Source organism: Halosimplex rubrum (genome assembly GCF_013415885.1).
Taxonomy (GTDB): Archaea; Halobacteriota; Halobacteria; order Halobacteriales; family Haloarculaceae; genus Halosimplex; species Halosimplex rubrum.
Window position 1 is genome coordinate 4,184,688 of record NZ_CP058910.1, and the last position, 16,114, is coordinate 4,200,801.

General features: G+C 69.7%; 13 protein-coding genes, 1 other RNA gene and 1 pseudogene. 3 read left to right on the forward strand and 12 right to left on the reverse strand.

Translation table 11 applies throughout. The features are described 5' to 3' along the window. Window positions 1-48: 48 nt before the first annotated feature. The 10 genes and pseudogenes from ligA to HZS55_RS21120 form a co-directional block, all read right to left on the reverse strand. Window positions 49-2,142, reverse strand: a complete 2,094-nt coding sequence (gene ligA / locus HZS55_RS21075; protein WP_179909499.1) for an NAD-dependent DNA ligase LigA — start codon at window positions 2,140-2,142, stop codon at window positions 49-51. Between the two features lie 78 nt (window positions 2,143-2,220). Next, window positions 2,221-2,481 carry a DUF7123 family protein gene (locus HZS55_RS21080; protein ID WP_179909500.1) on the reverse strand — a complete coding sequence of 87 codons (261 nt, stop codon included), beginning with the start codon at window positions 2,479-2,481 and terminating at the stop codon, window positions 2,221-2,223. Between the two features lie 85 nt (window positions 2,482-2,566). After that, complete coding sequence (locus tag HZS55_RS21085; protein WP_179909501.1) at window positions 2,567-3,301, reverse strand: bacteriorhodopsin; 735 nt, start codon at window positions 3,299-3,301, stop codon at window positions 2,567-2,569. Then, complete coding sequence (locus tag HZS55_RS21090; RefSeq protein WP_179909502.1) at window positions 3,294-4,898, reverse strand: methyl-accepting chemotaxis protein; 1,605 nt, start codon at window positions 4,896-4,898, stop codon at window positions 3,294-3,296. Before HZS55_RS21090 ends, HZS55_RS21085 begins: the two co-directional genes overlap by 8 nt. 175 nt (window positions 4,899-5,073) lie before the next feature. Continuing rightward, a pseudogene (locus tag HZS55_RS21095) lies at window positions 5,074-5,598 on the reverse strand (nitric-oxide reductase large subunit); the annotation flags it as partial. Window positions 5,599-5,776: 178 nt separating this feature from the next. Then, window positions 5,777-6,889: a pyridoxal-phosphate-dependent aminotransferase family protein gene (locus HZS55_RS21100; protein ID WP_179909503.1), complete on the reverse strand. Its 1,113-nt coding sequence runs from the start codon at window positions 6,887-6,889 to the stop codon at window positions 5,777-5,779. A gap of 207 nt (window positions 6,890-7,096) precedes the next feature. Continuing rightward, on the reverse strand, window positions 7,097-7,498 hold the full coding sequence (locus HZS55_RS21105) for an Hsp20/alpha crystallin family protein (RefSeq protein ID WP_179909504.1): 402 nt from the start codon (window positions 7,496-7,498) through the stop codon (window positions 7,097-7,099). A 162-nt stretch (window positions 7,499-7,660) separates the two neighbouring features. Next, window positions 7,661-8,833: a nicotinate phosphoribosyltransferase gene (locus tag HZS55_RS21110; RefSeq protein WP_179909505.1), complete on the reverse strand. Its 1,173-nt coding sequence runs from the start codon at window positions 8,831-8,833 to the stop codon at window positions 7,661-7,663. Between the two features lie 113 nt (window positions 8,834-8,946). Continuing rightward, window positions 8,947-10,299, reverse strand: a complete 1,353-nt coding sequence (locus HZS55_RS21115) for an Hvo_1808 family surface protein (protein WP_179909506.1) — start codon at window positions 10,297-10,299, stop codon at window positions 8,947-8,949. 9 nt (window positions 10,300-10,308) lie between these two features. Continuing rightward, entirely contained in the window at window positions 10,309-12,159 is a 1,851-nt protein-coding gene (locus tag HZS55_RS21120; RefSeq protein ID WP_179909507.1) for an Hvo_1808 family surface protein, read from the reverse strand. Window positions 12,160-12,263: 104 nt separating this feature from the next. Between HZS55_RS21120 and rnpB the strand changes: the two genes are divergently transcribed. Further along, window positions 12,264-12,676, forward strand: an RNA gene (gene rnpB / locus HZS55_RS21125) — RNase P RNA component. Window positions 12,677-12,735: 59 nt separating this feature from the next. Here the strand turns inward: rnpB and HZS55_RS21130 are convergent. Beyond that, the gene (locus tag HZS55_RS21130; RefSeq protein WP_179909508.1) at window positions 12,736-13,710 is read right to left on the reverse strand and encodes a sugar phosphate nucleotidyltransferase; all 975 of its coding nucleotides are present in this window, start codon (window positions 13,708-13,710) and stop codon (window positions 12,736-12,738) included. A gap of 124 nt (window positions 13,711-13,834) precedes the next feature. Between HZS55_RS21130 and HZS55_RS21135 the strand changes: the two genes are divergently transcribed. Next, window positions 13,835-14,125, forward strand: a complete 291-nt coding sequence (locus tag HZS55_RS21135) for a transcriptional regulator (RefSeq protein WP_179909509.1) — start codon at window positions 13,835-13,837, stop codon at window positions 14,123-14,125. Window positions 14,126-14,173: 48 nt separating this feature from the next. Here HZS55_RS21135 and HZS55_RS22730 read toward each other — a convergent pair whose 3' ends face one another. Next, window positions 14,174-14,791, reverse strand: coding sequence for a Rieske (2Fe-2S) protein (locus HZS55_RS22730; RefSeq protein WP_246308320.1), 618 nt, complete (start codon window positions 14,789-14,791; stop codon window positions 14,174-14,176). Window positions 14,792-15,283: 492 nt separating this feature from the next. Between HZS55_RS22730 and HZS55_RS21145 the strand changes: the two genes are divergently transcribed. Continuing rightward, complete coding sequence (locus HZS55_RS21145; protein ID WP_179909510.1) at window positions 15,284-16,108, forward strand: SDR family oxidoreductase; 825 nt, start codon at window positions 15,284-15,286, stop codon at window positions 16,106-16,108. Window positions 16,109-16,114 lie beyond the last annotated feature (6 nt).

The window sequence follows — 16,114 nt, forward strand, 5'->3', positions numbered from 1 at the left end:
TAAGCTTTCTCCAGCGATCCGGCCCCGACCCCGCTCGCGACGCCGGCGTCAGGCCCCCACCTCGACGCCGTACTCCCGCAGTTTCGACTCGAACGCCTCGACGCCGTCCAGTGTCTCGACCCCGTGTTCGGCGGCGTCGTCGCGTTTGGTCTGGCCCGGATTCGACCCGAGGACGAGGAAGTCCGTGTTGCTCGACACCGAACTCGTCGCCGAGCCGCCGGCCCGCTCGACCAGATCCTGGGCGTCGCCGCGGGTGTAGCCGTCGAGCGACCCGGTGAAGACGAAGGTGAGCCCGTCGAGCGCGTCACCGGTCTCCGTCTCGGCTTCCCGGGGGTCGACGTGGGCGAGCAACCGGTCGAGCACGTCGCGGTTGGCCTCGCTGTCGAAGAAGTCGCGGATCTCCGCCGCGACGGTCGGCCCCACGTCCTCGACGGCCTGGAGGTCGTCCTCGCCGGCCGCGCGGACGGCGTCGAAGGTGCCGAAGTACCGGGCGAGCGACGCGGCGACGGTCTCGCCGACCTCGGGGATGCCGATGGCGGTGAGGAAATCGGCGAGCGGCGGCTCGCGGGCCTCGTCGAGTTCGGCGATCAGGTTCTCGGCGCTCCTCGCCCCCCACCCCTCCAGGTCGGTCAGGTCCTCGACCGTCAGCTCGTAGAGGTCTGCCACGTCGGCGACGAGGCCGGCGTCGAGCAGTTGCTGGACGCGCTCCTCGCCGACCCCCTCGATGTCGAGGCCCTTGCGGGAGGCGTAGTGCTGGACCGACCGCTCGCGCTGGGCGCGACAGCCCAGCCCCCCCGAGCAGAAGGCCATCGGACCGTCGCGCTCGACGGGGCTGGCGCAGACCGGGCAGGTCTCGGGGAACGCGAAGTGACCGTCGCCGTCGGCGTCGGTGACCTCGGCGACCTCGGGGATCACGTCGCCCGCGCGGCGGACGCGGACCTCGTCGCCGATCCCCACGCCGAGGCGCTCGATCTCGGCGGGGTTGTGCAGGGAGGCCCGCGAGACCGTGACGCCGCCGACTTCGACGGGGTCCATCAGCGCCACCGGGGTGAGCCGGCCGGTCCGGCCGACCTGGACGACCACGTCCCGGACCGTCGTGTGCTCGCTGCGGGCGGGGAACTTGTAGGCGAACGCCCAGCGGGGCGCTCGCGAGGTGGCGCCCAGCTCCTCGCAGGCGTCGGTGTCGTCGACGGAGATCACGACGCCGTCGATCTCGTAGTCCAGATCGTCGCGTTCGTCCAGCCGGGCGTCGCGGTAGTCGATGGCGGCCTCGATGTCCGGTTTCAGGTCGGTCTTCTCGCAGACGCGGAGCCCCCACTCGGGAAGGGTCTCGTGCATCTCCCAGCGGGTGTCGAACTCCGTTCCGGCGAGGGTGTCGAAGAAGAACACGGAGAGCGGGCGCTCCGCCGTCACGGACGGGTCCAGTTGCCGGAGCGTCCCGGCGGCGGCGTTGCGGGGGTTGGCGAAGGGGTCGTCGCCCCGTTCGACGAGCTCGCGGTTGTACTCCTGGAACGCTGGCTTGGGCATGTACACCTCGCCGCGAACCGCGAGGAAGTCGGGGTGGTCGCCCCGGAGGCGCTGGGGGACGCTGGGGATGGTGCGGACGTTCTCGGTCACGTCGTCGCCCGCCTGACCGTCGCCGCGGGTGGCCGCCCGCTGGAAGACGCCGTCCTCGTAGACGACCTCGACGGAGAGGCCGTCGAACTTCGGCTCGCAGTAGTACTCGAGTTCGCCCGCCCAGTCGGCCGATTCGAGCCCCTGCCGGACGCGGCGGTCGAACTCCCGGACTGCCTCGGCCTCGCCGCCCTGGTCGATCGAGCGCATGGGCGCGACGTGTTCCACGTCGGGGAGTTCGTCGCGGGGCGCACCGCCGACGCGCCGGGTCGGGCTGTCCTCGGTGCGGACGTCGAACTTCTCCTCGAGGTCGCGCAGTCGGGAAAAGAGAGCGTCGTAGGCGCGGTCGTCGATAGCGGGGTCGTTCTCGACGTAGTAGCGGTGGTCGTGGTAGCGGATCGCCTCGCGGAGCCGCTCGGCCTGGACCGCGGCGTCGGCCTCGGTCAGGGCCTCGACCGGGTCGAAGTCGGTCGGCGGCTCGTCGAGATAGGGGTTGTCCGCGGGCGGGTCGGCCGCGTCGTCGCTCATTGCACCTCTCTCGCGGCGGCACCCTCTTTGAAGGTTCGGTGCGAGGTCACCGACCCGCGCGGGCGGCCTCGGGAGCGGTCACTCCCCGGCGCTCACTTTCCAGGTCGTGCTCGACGAGCGACCCCACTGCTCGATGGTCACGTCGTCGGTGCGGTCGGCGAGGATGCCCATGTTGATCCCCACCTCCTTCGACGAGAGGTCCAGGTCGTCGGCGACGTACTTGGCCTTCAGGTAGGCGGTCCCGTCGACCCGGTCGCACAGGTACGAGAGGAGTCGCGCCTGCGTCTCGGACAGCGAGGGCCTCGCGATCGACCCGTTCCGGCCGGCTGGCGTGGGCATGGTCGAGCGAACGACGCGCCGACACATCGTTATGCGCCGTATTCCGTCCGGAAAGCGGGGTGTTCTCCGACGACCGGGAACGCGGTCAGTCGCCGCGGGCGGCGCCCGGGCGGTCGGGTTCGGCATCCGGTCGCACGGCGTCGAGCAGCTCGTCGCCGGCGTCGTCGACCTCGATCGCGTCGACGTTGGCGAACAGGAAGCCGGCGAACCCGACGCGGATCAGCAGGTCCATGTACGCCCCCACGGTGCTGACGACGAACTCGTCGAACACCTGCGCGACCGAGAGCAGGGTGAACGCGATGAGCATCCCGATCAGGAAGAGGAGGAGGTTCCGCGCCTTCCAGTGGAGGAGGCGCTGCCGGTCGGGGAGTCGTTGAGCGCGCTCCCAGACCCGGCCGAGCAGGAGGTACGCGAACAGGACTTGCCCGACGATCATCACGAACAGGCCGACGATCCCGGCGGTGCCGCCGAGGATCACTCCGCCGTTGAACGCGACGACCTGGACCACCGGGACGACGACGAAGACGCCGACCATTCGGCGGGATTCGCCGGCGAGCAGGGCCGTTATCCCCCACAGTACGGAGTAGGCGATCAGGTCGTCGGCTATCCCCGGCGCGTCGAGACTGGTTCCGCCGATGTCAGTACCGACACCGAGCGCGATCAGCACCGTCGCGACCAGCGAGACGCCGAGGACGACCAGGACGGGATAACAGTACTGTCTCCGGGACGCCGAGATCTCCCGGAGCCAACCGAGCAGGACGACGAGCGCGACGGCCTGCACGGCGGCCGAGGCCCAGAAGACGACCGACGACTCAATCATCGTCGCCCCCCGCGAGCGAGACGGCGCCCGGTCCCGTCCCGTCGCCGGCCGCGCCCGCCTCGTCGCGCGTCTCGAACTCGGCGAGGCGGTCGAGCAGGTCGTCGGTCCGCGTGGAGAGGTCGTCGGCGCGCTCGCGCACGCCGGCCATCGTCTCGGCGGTCTCGGCGGCGGTGTCGGCCAGTTCGTGCGAACGGTCGGCGACGCGGCGGGCGACCTCGCCGACGGAGTCGACGGTCGCGGCGACCTCCTCGGTGGCGGCGGCGCCGTCGTCGGTGGCGCGGGCGATCTCGCCCATCGCGGCGTCGACGTCGTCGACGGTGTCGGTCAGCGAGTCAAGCGTCTCGCCGACGCCGGTCACCGTGTCGACGCTCGCGTCGATCCGGTCGCGGGTCCGGTCCATCTCGCCGGTCACGTCGTCGACGTCGGCCCGTGCCCCCTCGACGATGGCCTCGATCTCGTCGATGGCGTCCTGGGTCTCCTCGGCGAGCTGCTTGACCTCGTCGGCGACGACGGCGAACCCGTCGCCGCCAACGTCCGCGTGGGAGGCCTCGATGTTGGCGTTCAGCGCGAGGATGTTGGTCTGCTCGGCGATGTCGTCGATGATGCCGGTCGTCGCCGCCACCTCGTCCATCCGGTCGTCGAGTTCGGTGACCAGCCGGTCGAGTTCGTCGACCGTCTCCTCGACGGTCTGGATGGCCGCGATGGCCTCCTCGGCGCGCTCGGCGCCGGTCGCGCCGACGTCGGAGGCCTCGGCGGCCTGGTCGGCGATCTCGTCGGTCGTCGCGGCGACCTCCTCGATCGTCGCCGAGAGGTCGTCGACCTCGGCGACGGCGCTCTCTAACTGTTCGGCCTGGTCTTCGAGGTCGGTCGCCAGCTCGCGGATGTCCGCTGCCAGCCGCTCGTTGAGGTCCTGGACCTCCGCGGACTCGGCGGCGACGGTCGTGCTCGACTCCTTGACGCGGTCGGCGAAGGTGCGGATCTCCTCGACGGTCTCGGAGAGGCCGTAGGTCATCTCGTCGTAGGCGTCGGCGATCCGGTCGACCGCGTCGACGTCGGTGTCGGTCTCGAGGTCGCGCGTGAAGTCGCCCTCGGCGGCGGCGGTCATCGCGTCGCCGATGCGCTCGGCGTGGTCGAGCAGTTCCTCGTTGAACGCCTCGGCCTGTTCGGTCGCCGCTTCGGCCTCCTCACGGGCCCGTTCGGCCTCCTCGCGCGCTTCGTCGGACTCGTCGAAGGCCTCGCCGAGCGACCGACGCATGCTGTCGAAGGTGGTCGCGAGGCGACCGAACTCGTCGCCCCGGTCGACGTCGGCCGAGGCGTCGAGGTCGCCGTCCTCGACGGCCTCGGCCGCGTCGGTCAACCGGCGGAGCGCGACGGCCGCGTTGCCGCCGAGCACGATGGCCAGCAGTCCGAGATTGAGGACGAGGACGAACAGCGTCCCCGCGATCCCGGAGACGCCCGCGGCCGACCCCGTCGCGGACGCCGCGTGGTCCGCGAACACCGCCCCCAGCGCCACGGTCGCGGCGCCGGTCAGCGCGACCGCCGTAGCGATGCGCCGACTGTAGTGGTTTCCGATCGCTGATACTGTCGCCGTATTCATCACTGGATCGGCGTTTCGTGAGCCCACTTTTATTCGTACCTCTCCGAGTATGCGTTCTGATAACGGATTTATTATAGAACGTTACCTAGAGGAGTATTGGCGTGGGAATCGAGGGGAAAGAGTCAGAATTGATATTTGAGGGGGGGCCTCCATCCCCGTCCTGTCCGCCGAATTAGTCGTCGTCCAGCACGCCCTCGGCGACGGCCGTGTCGTCGACGGCGGGGTCGTCGGCGGTCGACCGGAGCACGAACCGCTTGCCGTACTCCCCGCGGATCTGCTCGTGGGCGTACATCTCCGCGGCGGAGCACTGGATGGCGCCGCCCCCGTATCCCTCGTCGAGGTCCGACTCGACCACGTCGCCGACGGCGGCCTGCTGGGCGGAGTCGAGGTCGCCGTACTCACCCCCGTAGCGCTCGCCGGCGTAGTAGTCGCGCATGCGCTCGACTTTCAGATCGAGCGTGTCTGCGGTGTAATCGGCGCCGTAGTAGGCGCCGTTGCTCAGGATCGACCCGTGGTTCATCAGCCCGTCGCGCTGGAAGGCCTTCTCGCCCTCGCGGATGTCCGTGCCCGTCATCACCGTCTCGCCGTCGGGACCGACGACGTTCTCGGGGATCGGCGGTGGCTCCTGGTAGGCCAGCCACGCGCCGCCGGCCATCACCACCAGGTTGAACACGAAGACCGCTGCCAGTATCTTCGCGATCGTCGCCGTTCGACTTCCATGTGCGGGCGTCGGTCGTCCCTACTTACCAGTCCCCGTCCCGCTCTCGGCGACCGGCAACCGACCCGAACACGTTCGATCGGTCGGAGTCGCTACCGTGCGATCCGGGCACAATTCTGCAAAAAGTCGGCTCGGTCCGGCCGGCGGCTGGCTCCCCGATTCAGAGGTCGGCCACGTCTTCGATCGCGTCGGTGAGTTCCTGAATACTCTCCAGGTCGTGTTCGCCCATGTGGCCGATGCGGAACGTCTGCTCGCCCAGCTGGGAGCCGTAGCCGTTCGAGAAGACGAAGTCGTACTCCTCGGAGACTTCCTCGATGGTCGCGGCCACGTCGATGTCCTGGGTGTTCTCGATGCAGGAGACCGTCTGGGAGCGGTAGCCCTCCTCGGCGAAGAGATCGAAGTGCTCCTCGGCCCAGTCGTGGACGTACTCGGTCATCTCCCGGTGGCGCTGGTCGCGGCCCTCGTGGCCCTCTTCGAGCATGTACTTCATCTGCTTGCGGTAGGCGAGCATGACCGGGATCGCGGGGGTCGAGTGAGTCTGACCCTTCCGGTCGTAGTAGTCGATGGTGCGCTGGAAGCCGCCGTACCACGAGGCCGAACCCTTGTCGAGTTCCCGGTCGTAGGCGTCGTCGCTGACGACGCAGACGGCGAGGCCCGGCGGCATGGCGAAGGCCTTCTGGGTCGAGGCGAAGATCACGTCGATGTCGTGCTCGTCGATGTCGACGTAGTCGCCGCCCAGCGCGGAGACGGCGTCGACGACGAAGTAGGTGTCCGGGTAGTCGGCGACCACGTCGCCGATCTCCTCTATCGGATTGCGGACGCCCGTCGAGGACTCGTTCATCACCGTCGCGACCACGTCGTAGTGTTTGTCGCTGTCCTCCAGTTCGGCGCGGATGTCCTCGGGCTTGATGGCCTCGCCCCAGTCGTACTCGAGGCGGTCGACATCCTTGCCGAGCCGTTCGGCGACGTTGGCGTGGCGCTCGCTGAAGCTCCCGCAGGTCGGCACGAGGATGTTCTCGTCGACGAGGTTGAGCGTCGACGCCTCCCAGAACTCGGTGCCCGACGCGGTGAGGATGACGACCTCGTTGTCGGTGCCGAGGAACTCCTTGGTGTCCTCGACGATGGTCGTGTAGAGGTCGGTCATCCGGTCCATGCGGTGGCCGAACATCGGCTGGGCCATCTCGTCGATGACGTCTTCGCGGACCTCGGTCGGGCCGGGGATGTACAGCGTCTTGTCGTCGTAGTCGCCTGTGTATTCCTGTTTTGTGGGCACGGAAACCACCGTCTGTTACCGAAACCGTCGGAGCGGGAGGGTATGGTAGTTTTGATGCCGGGGCGACACCGTCGACGCGGTCGACACAGTTCGTTCGAAACCGAGTGGTCGCGGACGCGACGACAGCGGGAAGGAGACGGCGCGGAGCGAGCGCGATAGTGAAACCGACGGGTGACGACGGTACCGAAGACGGACGACCCGGCGGCGTCAGGACAGGTCGATGTTCGCGGAGTCGTCCGCGCGGTCGAACGTGACTTCGAGGATGCCGTTGTTGTACGACGCCGAGGCGGAGTGTTCGTCGACGCGGGCGGGGAGGCGAACCCGCTCGTGGTACTCGCGGGCGTCGCCGCCCGCGTCGAGGGTGAGCACTTCGCCGTCACAGCGCAGGTCGATGTCGCGCTTGTCGACGCCGGGGATGTCCGCGACGACCCGCAGGGAGTCCTCGGCCTCGTACACGTCGAGGTGTACGTCCGCGCCCGACGGCTCCGAGGCGGCGGGCCCGCCGGCGCCGGCACCGCGAGCGCGGGCGTCGTCCATCACGTCGTTCATCATCCGCTCTATCTCCCGGAAGAACTCGTCGAAGGGGTCGTCGCGGTCGTCGCGTCGCATGCCAGAGGCTATGTGGATCGGCGGCAAAAGCTTTCGGCTCGCGGATCCGCGACCGTGCGCGGCGGTGTGGGGGCGTCTCGGCCGTCTCCGGTCGGTCCGACGCCGAAGGGACGTGGCCACCGCGCTCACCTGCGCCGGACGCGCTCGGCGCCCTGACCGCGCTCACTCTGCGGCGTCGCGGACCGGCGCCTCGAAGCCGACGGCGTCGGCGTCCTCGGCAGCGCGGTCCGCGGCGGCGTCGAGGTCGAACGAGCGGACCACCTCGCCGTCGCGGACGAGCGGCTGGAGCAGCGCCTCGCCGTCGGGGCCGTCGGCGTCGGCGAGCCGGACGTGGTGGCCGCCGTCCGCCGTGCGGTACACCTCCTTCTTCCCGGTGAGCTTGCCGCGCTTGGCCGCGAGCTCGCCCTCGATTTCGACGATATCCAGGGAGAAGTCCGTCGGGTCGGCGTTGCTGACGTGGCTCCCCACGCCGAACCCCTCGACGTACTCCCGGAGGTCGTGCAGTTCTTTCGGACCGAGCCCGCCGCTGACGAAGATGCCCACGTCGTCGAACCCCTCGGCGTCGAGCGTCCAGCGCACCTCCCTGATGATGTGTTCGAAGTCGCCGCGCCGGGACCCGGTGGTGTCGAGCCGCACCGATTCCAGGGCGTCGACGGCCTCGGCGGCCCGCACCGACTCGTCGACCTCGTCGCTGTAGGTGTCGACCAGGGCGACGCGGGGCACGTCGGGGCCGACCGCCTCGTCGAACGCCTGCCAGGCCGCCTCCTGCCCGCCGCGACCGAAGCAGATGACCAGCGCGTGGGGCATCGTCCCGCCGGCCTCGCGGCCGATCACCTCCCCGGCGGCGACGTTCGAGAAGCCGTCGAGCCCGCCCAGAATCGCCGAGCGCTCGACCATCGCGCCGATGGAGGGGTGGACGTGGCGCGACCCGAAACTCAACACCGTCGAGTCCGGCGCGGCCCGTCGCGCTTCGAGCGCCCCGGTCGCGACGCCCGTCGCGTGCGAGAGGAACCCCAGCAGCGCGGTTTCGAGCCGGCAGAACTCCAGATACGGTCCCTCGATGCGCATCACGGGGCCGCCGTCGAACAGCCGCCCCTCCCGCAACGCGTCCACGTCGACGGCCCGCCCCTCGAAGAGCCGGGCGGCGTCTTTCACGCCCGCGAGCAGTTCCCACTCGCCGGTAGCGAACTGGTCGGCGGTCACCTCGGCGACGACGCGGGGGTTGCGGTCGGCGTGCTCCAGCGTCTCGACCGTCCGGTCGAAGTAGGCGTCCGTGGCTCGGCCCCCGGCGATGGCCTCCGGCGGGACGATGTCGAAGCCCGACTCGTCAGTCATGGGCTGTCTTCCGGGGCGAGCGCCAAAAACCGTCCGCGTTCGAGTCGAGCGTCGGTCCCGAGGATCCGACGGGTCGGCGGGACGCCGGCCGGTCGCCGGGGCGCCGGCCCCGCCTACCGCGAGCGCGAGTGAACCGCACGCAGCCCGTCGACGGTGGGCGCGTTGACGACCCGAACCGTGTCGCCGTTCCGAACGACGCGGAACGCGTCGGCGAACTCGCCGTCGGGGACGACGTAGACGTTCCCGCGCGGGTTGCGTGCGTCGTGGGTCTCCAGCACCTCGCGGTAGGCCGACGCGAACTGTTCGGCGTCGCGCTCGGAGTCCCAGGCGGTCTCCCAGACGTAGGCGCCGGTCGTCCCGTTCGTGTAGGGGACGACGCTGTCGCCGCCCCAGCCGGCGGACGGGTCAGAGTCGTAGCCGTAGCGGTTCTCGGGGTCGACGGCGCCGTTGTGGACGAGCATGGCGTAGATGGACGCCTCGCCGACGGTGTCGGCGACGGGGTCGACGTCGAAGCGGCGCCACTCCCCGTTCGAGCGGTCGGCGACGGTCACGTTCACGGGGTCCTCGTCGGGGTACAGCTGGGGATGGATCAGCTGTTCGGTGCTCTCCGGGCGGGCGTCGTAGAGCTCGTTGACGCCGTCCCAGCCGCTCTGGGCGCGCACCTGGTCGACGAACTGCGAGCCCGCCGCGTAGGGCGTGTAGATGGTCAGAAACAGGCCGCGGTTGTAGTCGCTGCTCGCGGAGCCGCCCCCGCCGCCGGCGTCGGGCTTGGGGATACAGGCCCACTCGCTCCCGCAGCGGTTCTCGTAGAGGGCGTCGACGTAGCGGGCGTCGCCCTCGGTGACGCCGCGGTTGGCGAGTTGCTGGTCCTGGGTCTCGCCGTCGGCCCCGAAGCCGAAGTGCTGGTCCTGCAGGGCGTGGACGAGTTCGTGGGCCAGCGTCGTCCGGTCGATGGTCGGGGTCTCAGAGTCGCTGACGAGGACGATGGCGTCCTCCCCGGGCGAGTAGGCGCCCTGGATCGACTGGCCCAGCGTCTCGTCGGAGGAGTTCGAGAACGACGAGCGCTCGCCGACGATGAACAGCGACTCCCAGACCTGGTCGTTCCACCGGGAGTGGGTCGCCGACCCGTTGCCGCCGCCGCTCCGGTTGGCGAGGTACTGCTCGCGACTGAGCACGTCGACCGGCACCGTCGAGTTGAACTCCAGGTCGCGGATCCGCTCGACGCGGGCCATCGTGCGGGCGACGATCGCCTCGCGCTCGGTGGCGTTGTAGCCGTCGCCGCTGGTCACGTTCACCGGGTCGTCGTACCAGTAGCCGTTCTCCCACCCGATGCGGTCGCTGTCGGGGTCGCCCTCGGGGTGACCGCCGCCCAGCGACTCGAAGGCGGTACAGCCCGCGAGGAGCGCGAGGACGGCCACCGCCGCGACTGCGACGCGCAGGCGCGATTCGGGTCCGAGCCCTGCCATCGAGGGGACTCACTCCCTCCGCCGCCCGAGGAGGGCGACGAGCGCGAGCGCGACGAGCGCACCGGCGAGCCCGAAGCCGGGACCGCCCGACGCGGTGGTCTCGGCGGGCGCGTCGGTCGCCCCGCCGTCGTCCGCGTCGCCGTCACCGCCTGCGTCCGCGCCATCGTCGGTCATCGGTTCCTCGGTCGCGGTGTCGGTGGCGGTCGCGGTGTCCGAGTCGGTGTCGGGCGCGTCGGTCGCCGTCCCCTCGGCGTCGGTGGTCGTCTCGGTCCCGTCCGAGTCGGTCGCGGTCGCCGCGGCGGTGTCGGTCTCGTTCGACTCGGCGGCCGGCGCCGCGCCGGCGCGGACGGCGCTCAGTCCCTCGACCGTGGGCGCGTTGACGAGCGTCACCGTCGTGCCGGTGTGGTTGACGTAGAAGGCGTCGGCGTAGGAGCCGTCGGCGATCCGGTAGGTGTTCGCGCTGTCGTCGACGGACTGGGCGCCGTAGTAGTCGAGCAGCATCGAGTACCCCTCGACGAAGTCGGCGGCGTCGCCCTCGGAGTCCCAGACGGTCTTCCAGACGTAGCCGGTCTCGTTGGTCTCCGCAGAGTCGTCAGTGACGTAGGGGTACAGTCGGTCACCGTCCCAGCCGTCGGTGTACTGGGTCGAGTAGTTGATCGGGTCGTAGCTGCTGAGCGCCCCGCCGGCGGAGAGGTTGAAGAACGACTGCGGTCCGACCACCGGCGCTCGGGTCCGTTCCGAGTCGTAGTACGGGTAGAACAGCATCGTCGCCAGGCCCGCCTCGCCGAACTGCGCGTAGTCCACGGTGCCGTTCTCCAGGTGCGGGACGGTCCAGTCGGCGCCGGACGTGTCCGCGAAGCTCACGTTCGTCGGCTCGTCCTCGCCGTACTTTTCGGGGTGGATGGTCTGTTCGGTGCTCGCGGGCGGGTTCTCGTAGACGGCGTTGACGCCCTCCCAGCCCTCGGCCCGGTAGATCCGGTCGACGAACTTCGGGCCGTCGCTGTAGGGCTGGTAGGTCACGAGGTACATCCCGTAGTGGATGGCGGACTGACCGCCGCTCCCGCCGCCGGGCTGCATCTGCGGCATCAGACAGTCCCACTCGGCGCCACAGCGCTGGCTGTACAGCTTGTCGACGAGGTTCCCGTCGCCTTCGATGATACCGTCTCTCGCGTTGTGCAGTTCCTCGGTGTACTGGTCGAACCCGGAGATGTTGTAGCGCTGGTCCTGCAGCGCGTGGAACAGCTCCTGGGAGAGCGTGATCTCGTTCATCTTCGGCGCGGTGGTGTTCTCCGAGACGATGACGATCCGCTCCTCGGTGGGGCTGTAGTAGCCGCCGACGCTCGCGCCGGTGTTCGACTCCTGGACGGAGATGGCGTCCGTGTTCTCGCCGACCATCAGCATGGCCTCCCACTTGACGTTCTGGTGGAGGCTCCCGTTGGTCGTCGTGTTGTAGCTCGTGTTGGCGCTGAACTTCTCGCGGGAGACGACGTCGACCGGAACCGTCTCGTTGAATTCAAGCTCGCGGATCTGCTCGACGCGTGCCATCCCGCGGGCGACCACGGCGTCGAGCTCCGTGTCGTTGAGGCCGTCCGAGCGGTCGACCTGGATCGACTCGTTGTACCAGCAGCCGTTCTCCCAGCCGAGCGTGTCCGTGTGCGGGTTGCCCGGCGCCGACCCGTTCGAGACGGGCGCGCAGGCGTCGTCGCTCTGGCGGGCGTCGGTGGACGAGGCGCCTTCGGCGTTCGAGGACCGATCCGTCGTCGCGGCGTCGACCGGGTCGGCGGCGGCCGCGGCGGGGAGGGCGGCCACCGCGGACAGCACGACCAGCCCGGCGACGACTACGGAGAGGGCGGAACGCATTGCTACCGGAACATAGGAGGGGGGACATAAAAATCGCCGCACTGTCGGCCGACGCGGGCGTGCGGACCGACGGGCTTAATCCCCGGTGTCCGCTACTCCCGACCGGCAGAGGGAGCCCGGCCTCCGTGCCCAGGCCCGCGCCGACACCGTCGGCGCGCTACGGGCATGAGGAAAGTCCCCCCACCGTCCGGGCAGGTGACCGGGTGCAAACCCGGAGCGGGAGACCGCTGGCGCTGGAACAGAAACGAGACCACTCCGCTCGACTGATGACGTGCGCGAACCCGGAGCGACCGGCCTCGCCGGGAAGCGACGGGGAGCTAACCCACCGAAGGCAGACGGCGTCCGCGAGTCCAGACGGACTCGCGGGCCCGTCGGGCGCTTTGCGTCCGACGGCGGAGAACGGATGGAACGGCGAATCCTCACCGGTGCAAGTCCGCGCCGCATGGTAGCCCGGACGCGGGCGCGGACGCTCAGCCGAATGCCGGGCCGAACAGAAGGGGGCTTACTCCCCTCAGCCGTCTCACACGCCGAGCGACGGCTCTCTTCGAAGCGATGGATCGTATCGGAGGCGGCGACTCAGTGTTCGCCGTCGCCGTTGGTGATCGTGGTGTGGGCGCCGATGAGCGCGCCGGCCAGGTCGAGGTTCTCCAGGGTGGTCTCGCGGTCGATGATCGACTCGCGGATGTCGCAGTCGCGCAGCGTCGCACCGGGGAAGACGATGGAGTTGTCGAGGTTCGAATTCACGACCTCGGCGTCGTCGAGGACGTGGACGTTCTCGCCGAGCGCGGAGTTCTCGACGGTAGCGCCGTCGGCGACGCGACTGTCCCCGTCGAGGTGGTAGGCGACGGCGGTCAGGTAGCTCTCGGGCGTGCCGATGTCGAACCAGGCCTCGTCGAACGTGTAGGCGTAGACCTCGTCGTTGTCGACGAGCCACTGGATGAACCAGCCCGGCTCGTCGGGGTTGTTACCGTCTTCGAGGTACTCCTCGAATCGGACCTGGTCGGCGGGGAAGACGTAGCAGGCGATGGAGACGAGCGTGCTCGCCGGGTCCGCGGGCTTCTCCTGGAAGTCGACGACCTCGTCGCCCTCCAGCGTCACGAGGCCGTACGACTTTGCCTTCTCCCGCGAGCCCACGTCGTAGGCCGCAAGCGTCGTCGCGCCGTTGGCCTCGTAGGCGTCGATGAAGTCGCTCACGTCGAAGCTGATGAGGTTGTCGCCGGCGATGACGAACAGGTCGTCGTCGATCCCCTCGCGGTCGACCAGCTGGCCGAGCGCGCCGACGACGCCGAACTTCTCGTCCTCGCCGGTGGTGTCCTCGACCGACAGCCGCGGCTTCTCGTAGTCGCGGTCGGCGAGGAACTGCTCGAAGTCGTCGGCGAAGCGCTCGTTCGTGCTGACGAACACGTCGTCGATCCGGTCGTCGGACTCCAGCTCCGAGAGGACCCGGTCGATGACGGTCGTCTCGCCCACCGGCAACATCATCTTCGGCCGGTGGCGCGTGATCGGCCAGAGCCGCGTTGCGTAACCACCCGCGAGTACGACGGCGTCCATGCTCGATCCTCCACAGCCTCGCCTGAAGGCCTTTTTCATTGCGACGATCCTGACGGGGTTCGGCGGGCCGAACGAGCGGCGCCGCCGGCGGAACCGATTTGTGGCCGGTTACCCAAGGACCGGTATGCGCGAGGCCAGCCGGACGACGCGCCAGCGGATCGCGGACAGACTGCGCGAGGAGCCAACGGTCGCGAGCGCGCTCGCCAACGAATTCGAGGTCCGCACCGCCACCGCGCTCGACCACGTCGAACACATCTCCCAGTCGCTCGAACCGACCGACGAGACGCTGCTCGTCGCGCCGCCGACCTGCGAGGACTGCGGTTTCGACGAGTTCGACGACCTGGTCAACCGCCCGGCGCGCTGCCCCGAGTGCAAGAGCGAGGCCGTCGCCGAGCCGTCGTTCGTCATCGAGTGACTCCGGCGGGCCCGGCCGCGGCGGTGCCGCGTCGCCCGCGCCGCCCGGCTACAGGATCACGTTCGACGACGAGGACAGGTCGTCGTCGCTCTCGACCGGTCCCTCGCCGACGTACTCGAAGTCCCCGTCGTCGAGGTAGACGCCGCCGTCGGCCACTCGCACGTCGAGTTCGTTGAGGAAGGCGCCCTCGCAGGGGCCGTACGTACACTCCCCGGAGTCGGCGGCGAACAGCGCGCCGTGGTTGACGCAGATCACCTCGCCGTCCCGAACCGGCGCGCCCGAGCCCTTGTCGAGTTTGATGTGGGTCATGTGCTGGCAGTAGTTCAGCCAGCCGACGACCGCCTCGGCGTCGTCGTCCTCGCCGCCCAGCTTCAGGAGGATCGCTTCGCGCACGTCGTCATCGTCGTCCTGCATGTCGTCGGGCATCGCGATGCCGTCGTCGTCGGTCGCTGCGCCGGGGGTTTCGCCACCGTCGGTCTCGGCGTCCGTATCGGCGCCGTCAACCGCCTCGGCGGCCCGTTCGTCGGCGGCGTCGGCCGTCCGCTCGTCCGAGCGCAGGGCGGCGTCGCCGCTGGCGACGGCGTTGTCGTCCACCGAGCGCACGCGAAAGAGGAAGGTGTCGTCCGTCGAGAGGTCGCTCACGTCGGCGATCCGCGTCCCGTCCATATCCTCGGGTGGGACCGTCGCCGCTTGAACGCACCGGTTGGGGTAGTTTGGAGTGGTTAGGTTGGACTCTGGTCGTGCGCAGTCGTGTCTACCGCACTCGACAGCAAGCGATGAAAGCCCTCGACCCGCTCGCGGTCGCTGAGGCGGGATATCCGCGCTCTCGGCACCGCCTGCGCGGATAGTGCCCGCTCAGGCGACTACACTGGACGCGAGCGCGCCTCGCCCTTTCAGTCCACCAGGAACGGCACAACACAGCACCGCAACAGCAGACCGCTCCGCACAGCACCGCAGCCGGCCACGAGCCTCCCCAACCGATTCGCTCTCTCGCTTCACTCGCTCGCTCATCCCTCGCACGGCTATTTCGAGCGGCCCGCGAAGACGCGGGCACGCTCGACAGCGCGCGCCGACTGCATTGCTCACTGTGTCACTTGCACCGTCCACCGTCGAACCGGAGAGCCGAGACTTAACTGGGGGGCGTTCGTCGTCGGGCACATGACGAAGACGGCGCTGATAACGGGTTGCTCGTCGGGCATCGGGCGGGCGACCGCCGTCGACTTCCTGCGGCGGGAGTGGACGGTGTACGCGACGGCCCGGGACACCGACGACGTGGCCGACCTGGCCGAAGCCGGCTGCGAGACGGCCGAACTGGACGTGACGAGCGACGCCGACGTCGAGCGGGTCGTCGACCGGATCCTCTCGGAGACCGGTCGTATCGACTGTCTGGTCAACAACGCGGGCTACGCCCAGTACGGCCCGGTGGAGGACGTGCCCGTCGACGCCCTGCACGACCAGTTCGACGTGAACGTCTACGGCCCGCACCGACTCACCCGGGCGGTCCTGCCGAACATGCGCGAGCGCGGCACGGGGACGGTCGTCAACGTCTCCAGCGTCCAGGGGCGGATCGCCACCGCGGGCTCGGGCGCCTACAGCGGGTCGAAGTTCGCCCTAGAGGCGATGAGCGACGCCCTGCGCGTCGAGGTCGAGGAGTTCGGCGTCGACGTGGTGCTGGTCGAGCCCGGACCGGTCGCCACGCGGTTCGGCGACCGCGCCGACTCCGAGGTTGACCGCCTCGACCGCTCGGCGGGCTACGGCGACCTCTACGCCCTCTTCGAGGACACGGATGTCCTCGCCAGCGGGAACGACTTCGGCGTCCACCCCTCGGAGGTGGCGGCGGTGATCGCCGACGCCGCCTGTACGTCGGACCCCGAGGCCCGCTACCCCGTCGGCACGCTCGCGACCGCGATGGTCGCGACGCGACACCTCCCCGACGGCTTGCGCGACGCAGGCTATCGGCTGGTGCGGTGGGTGCTGTCCTGACGGCGA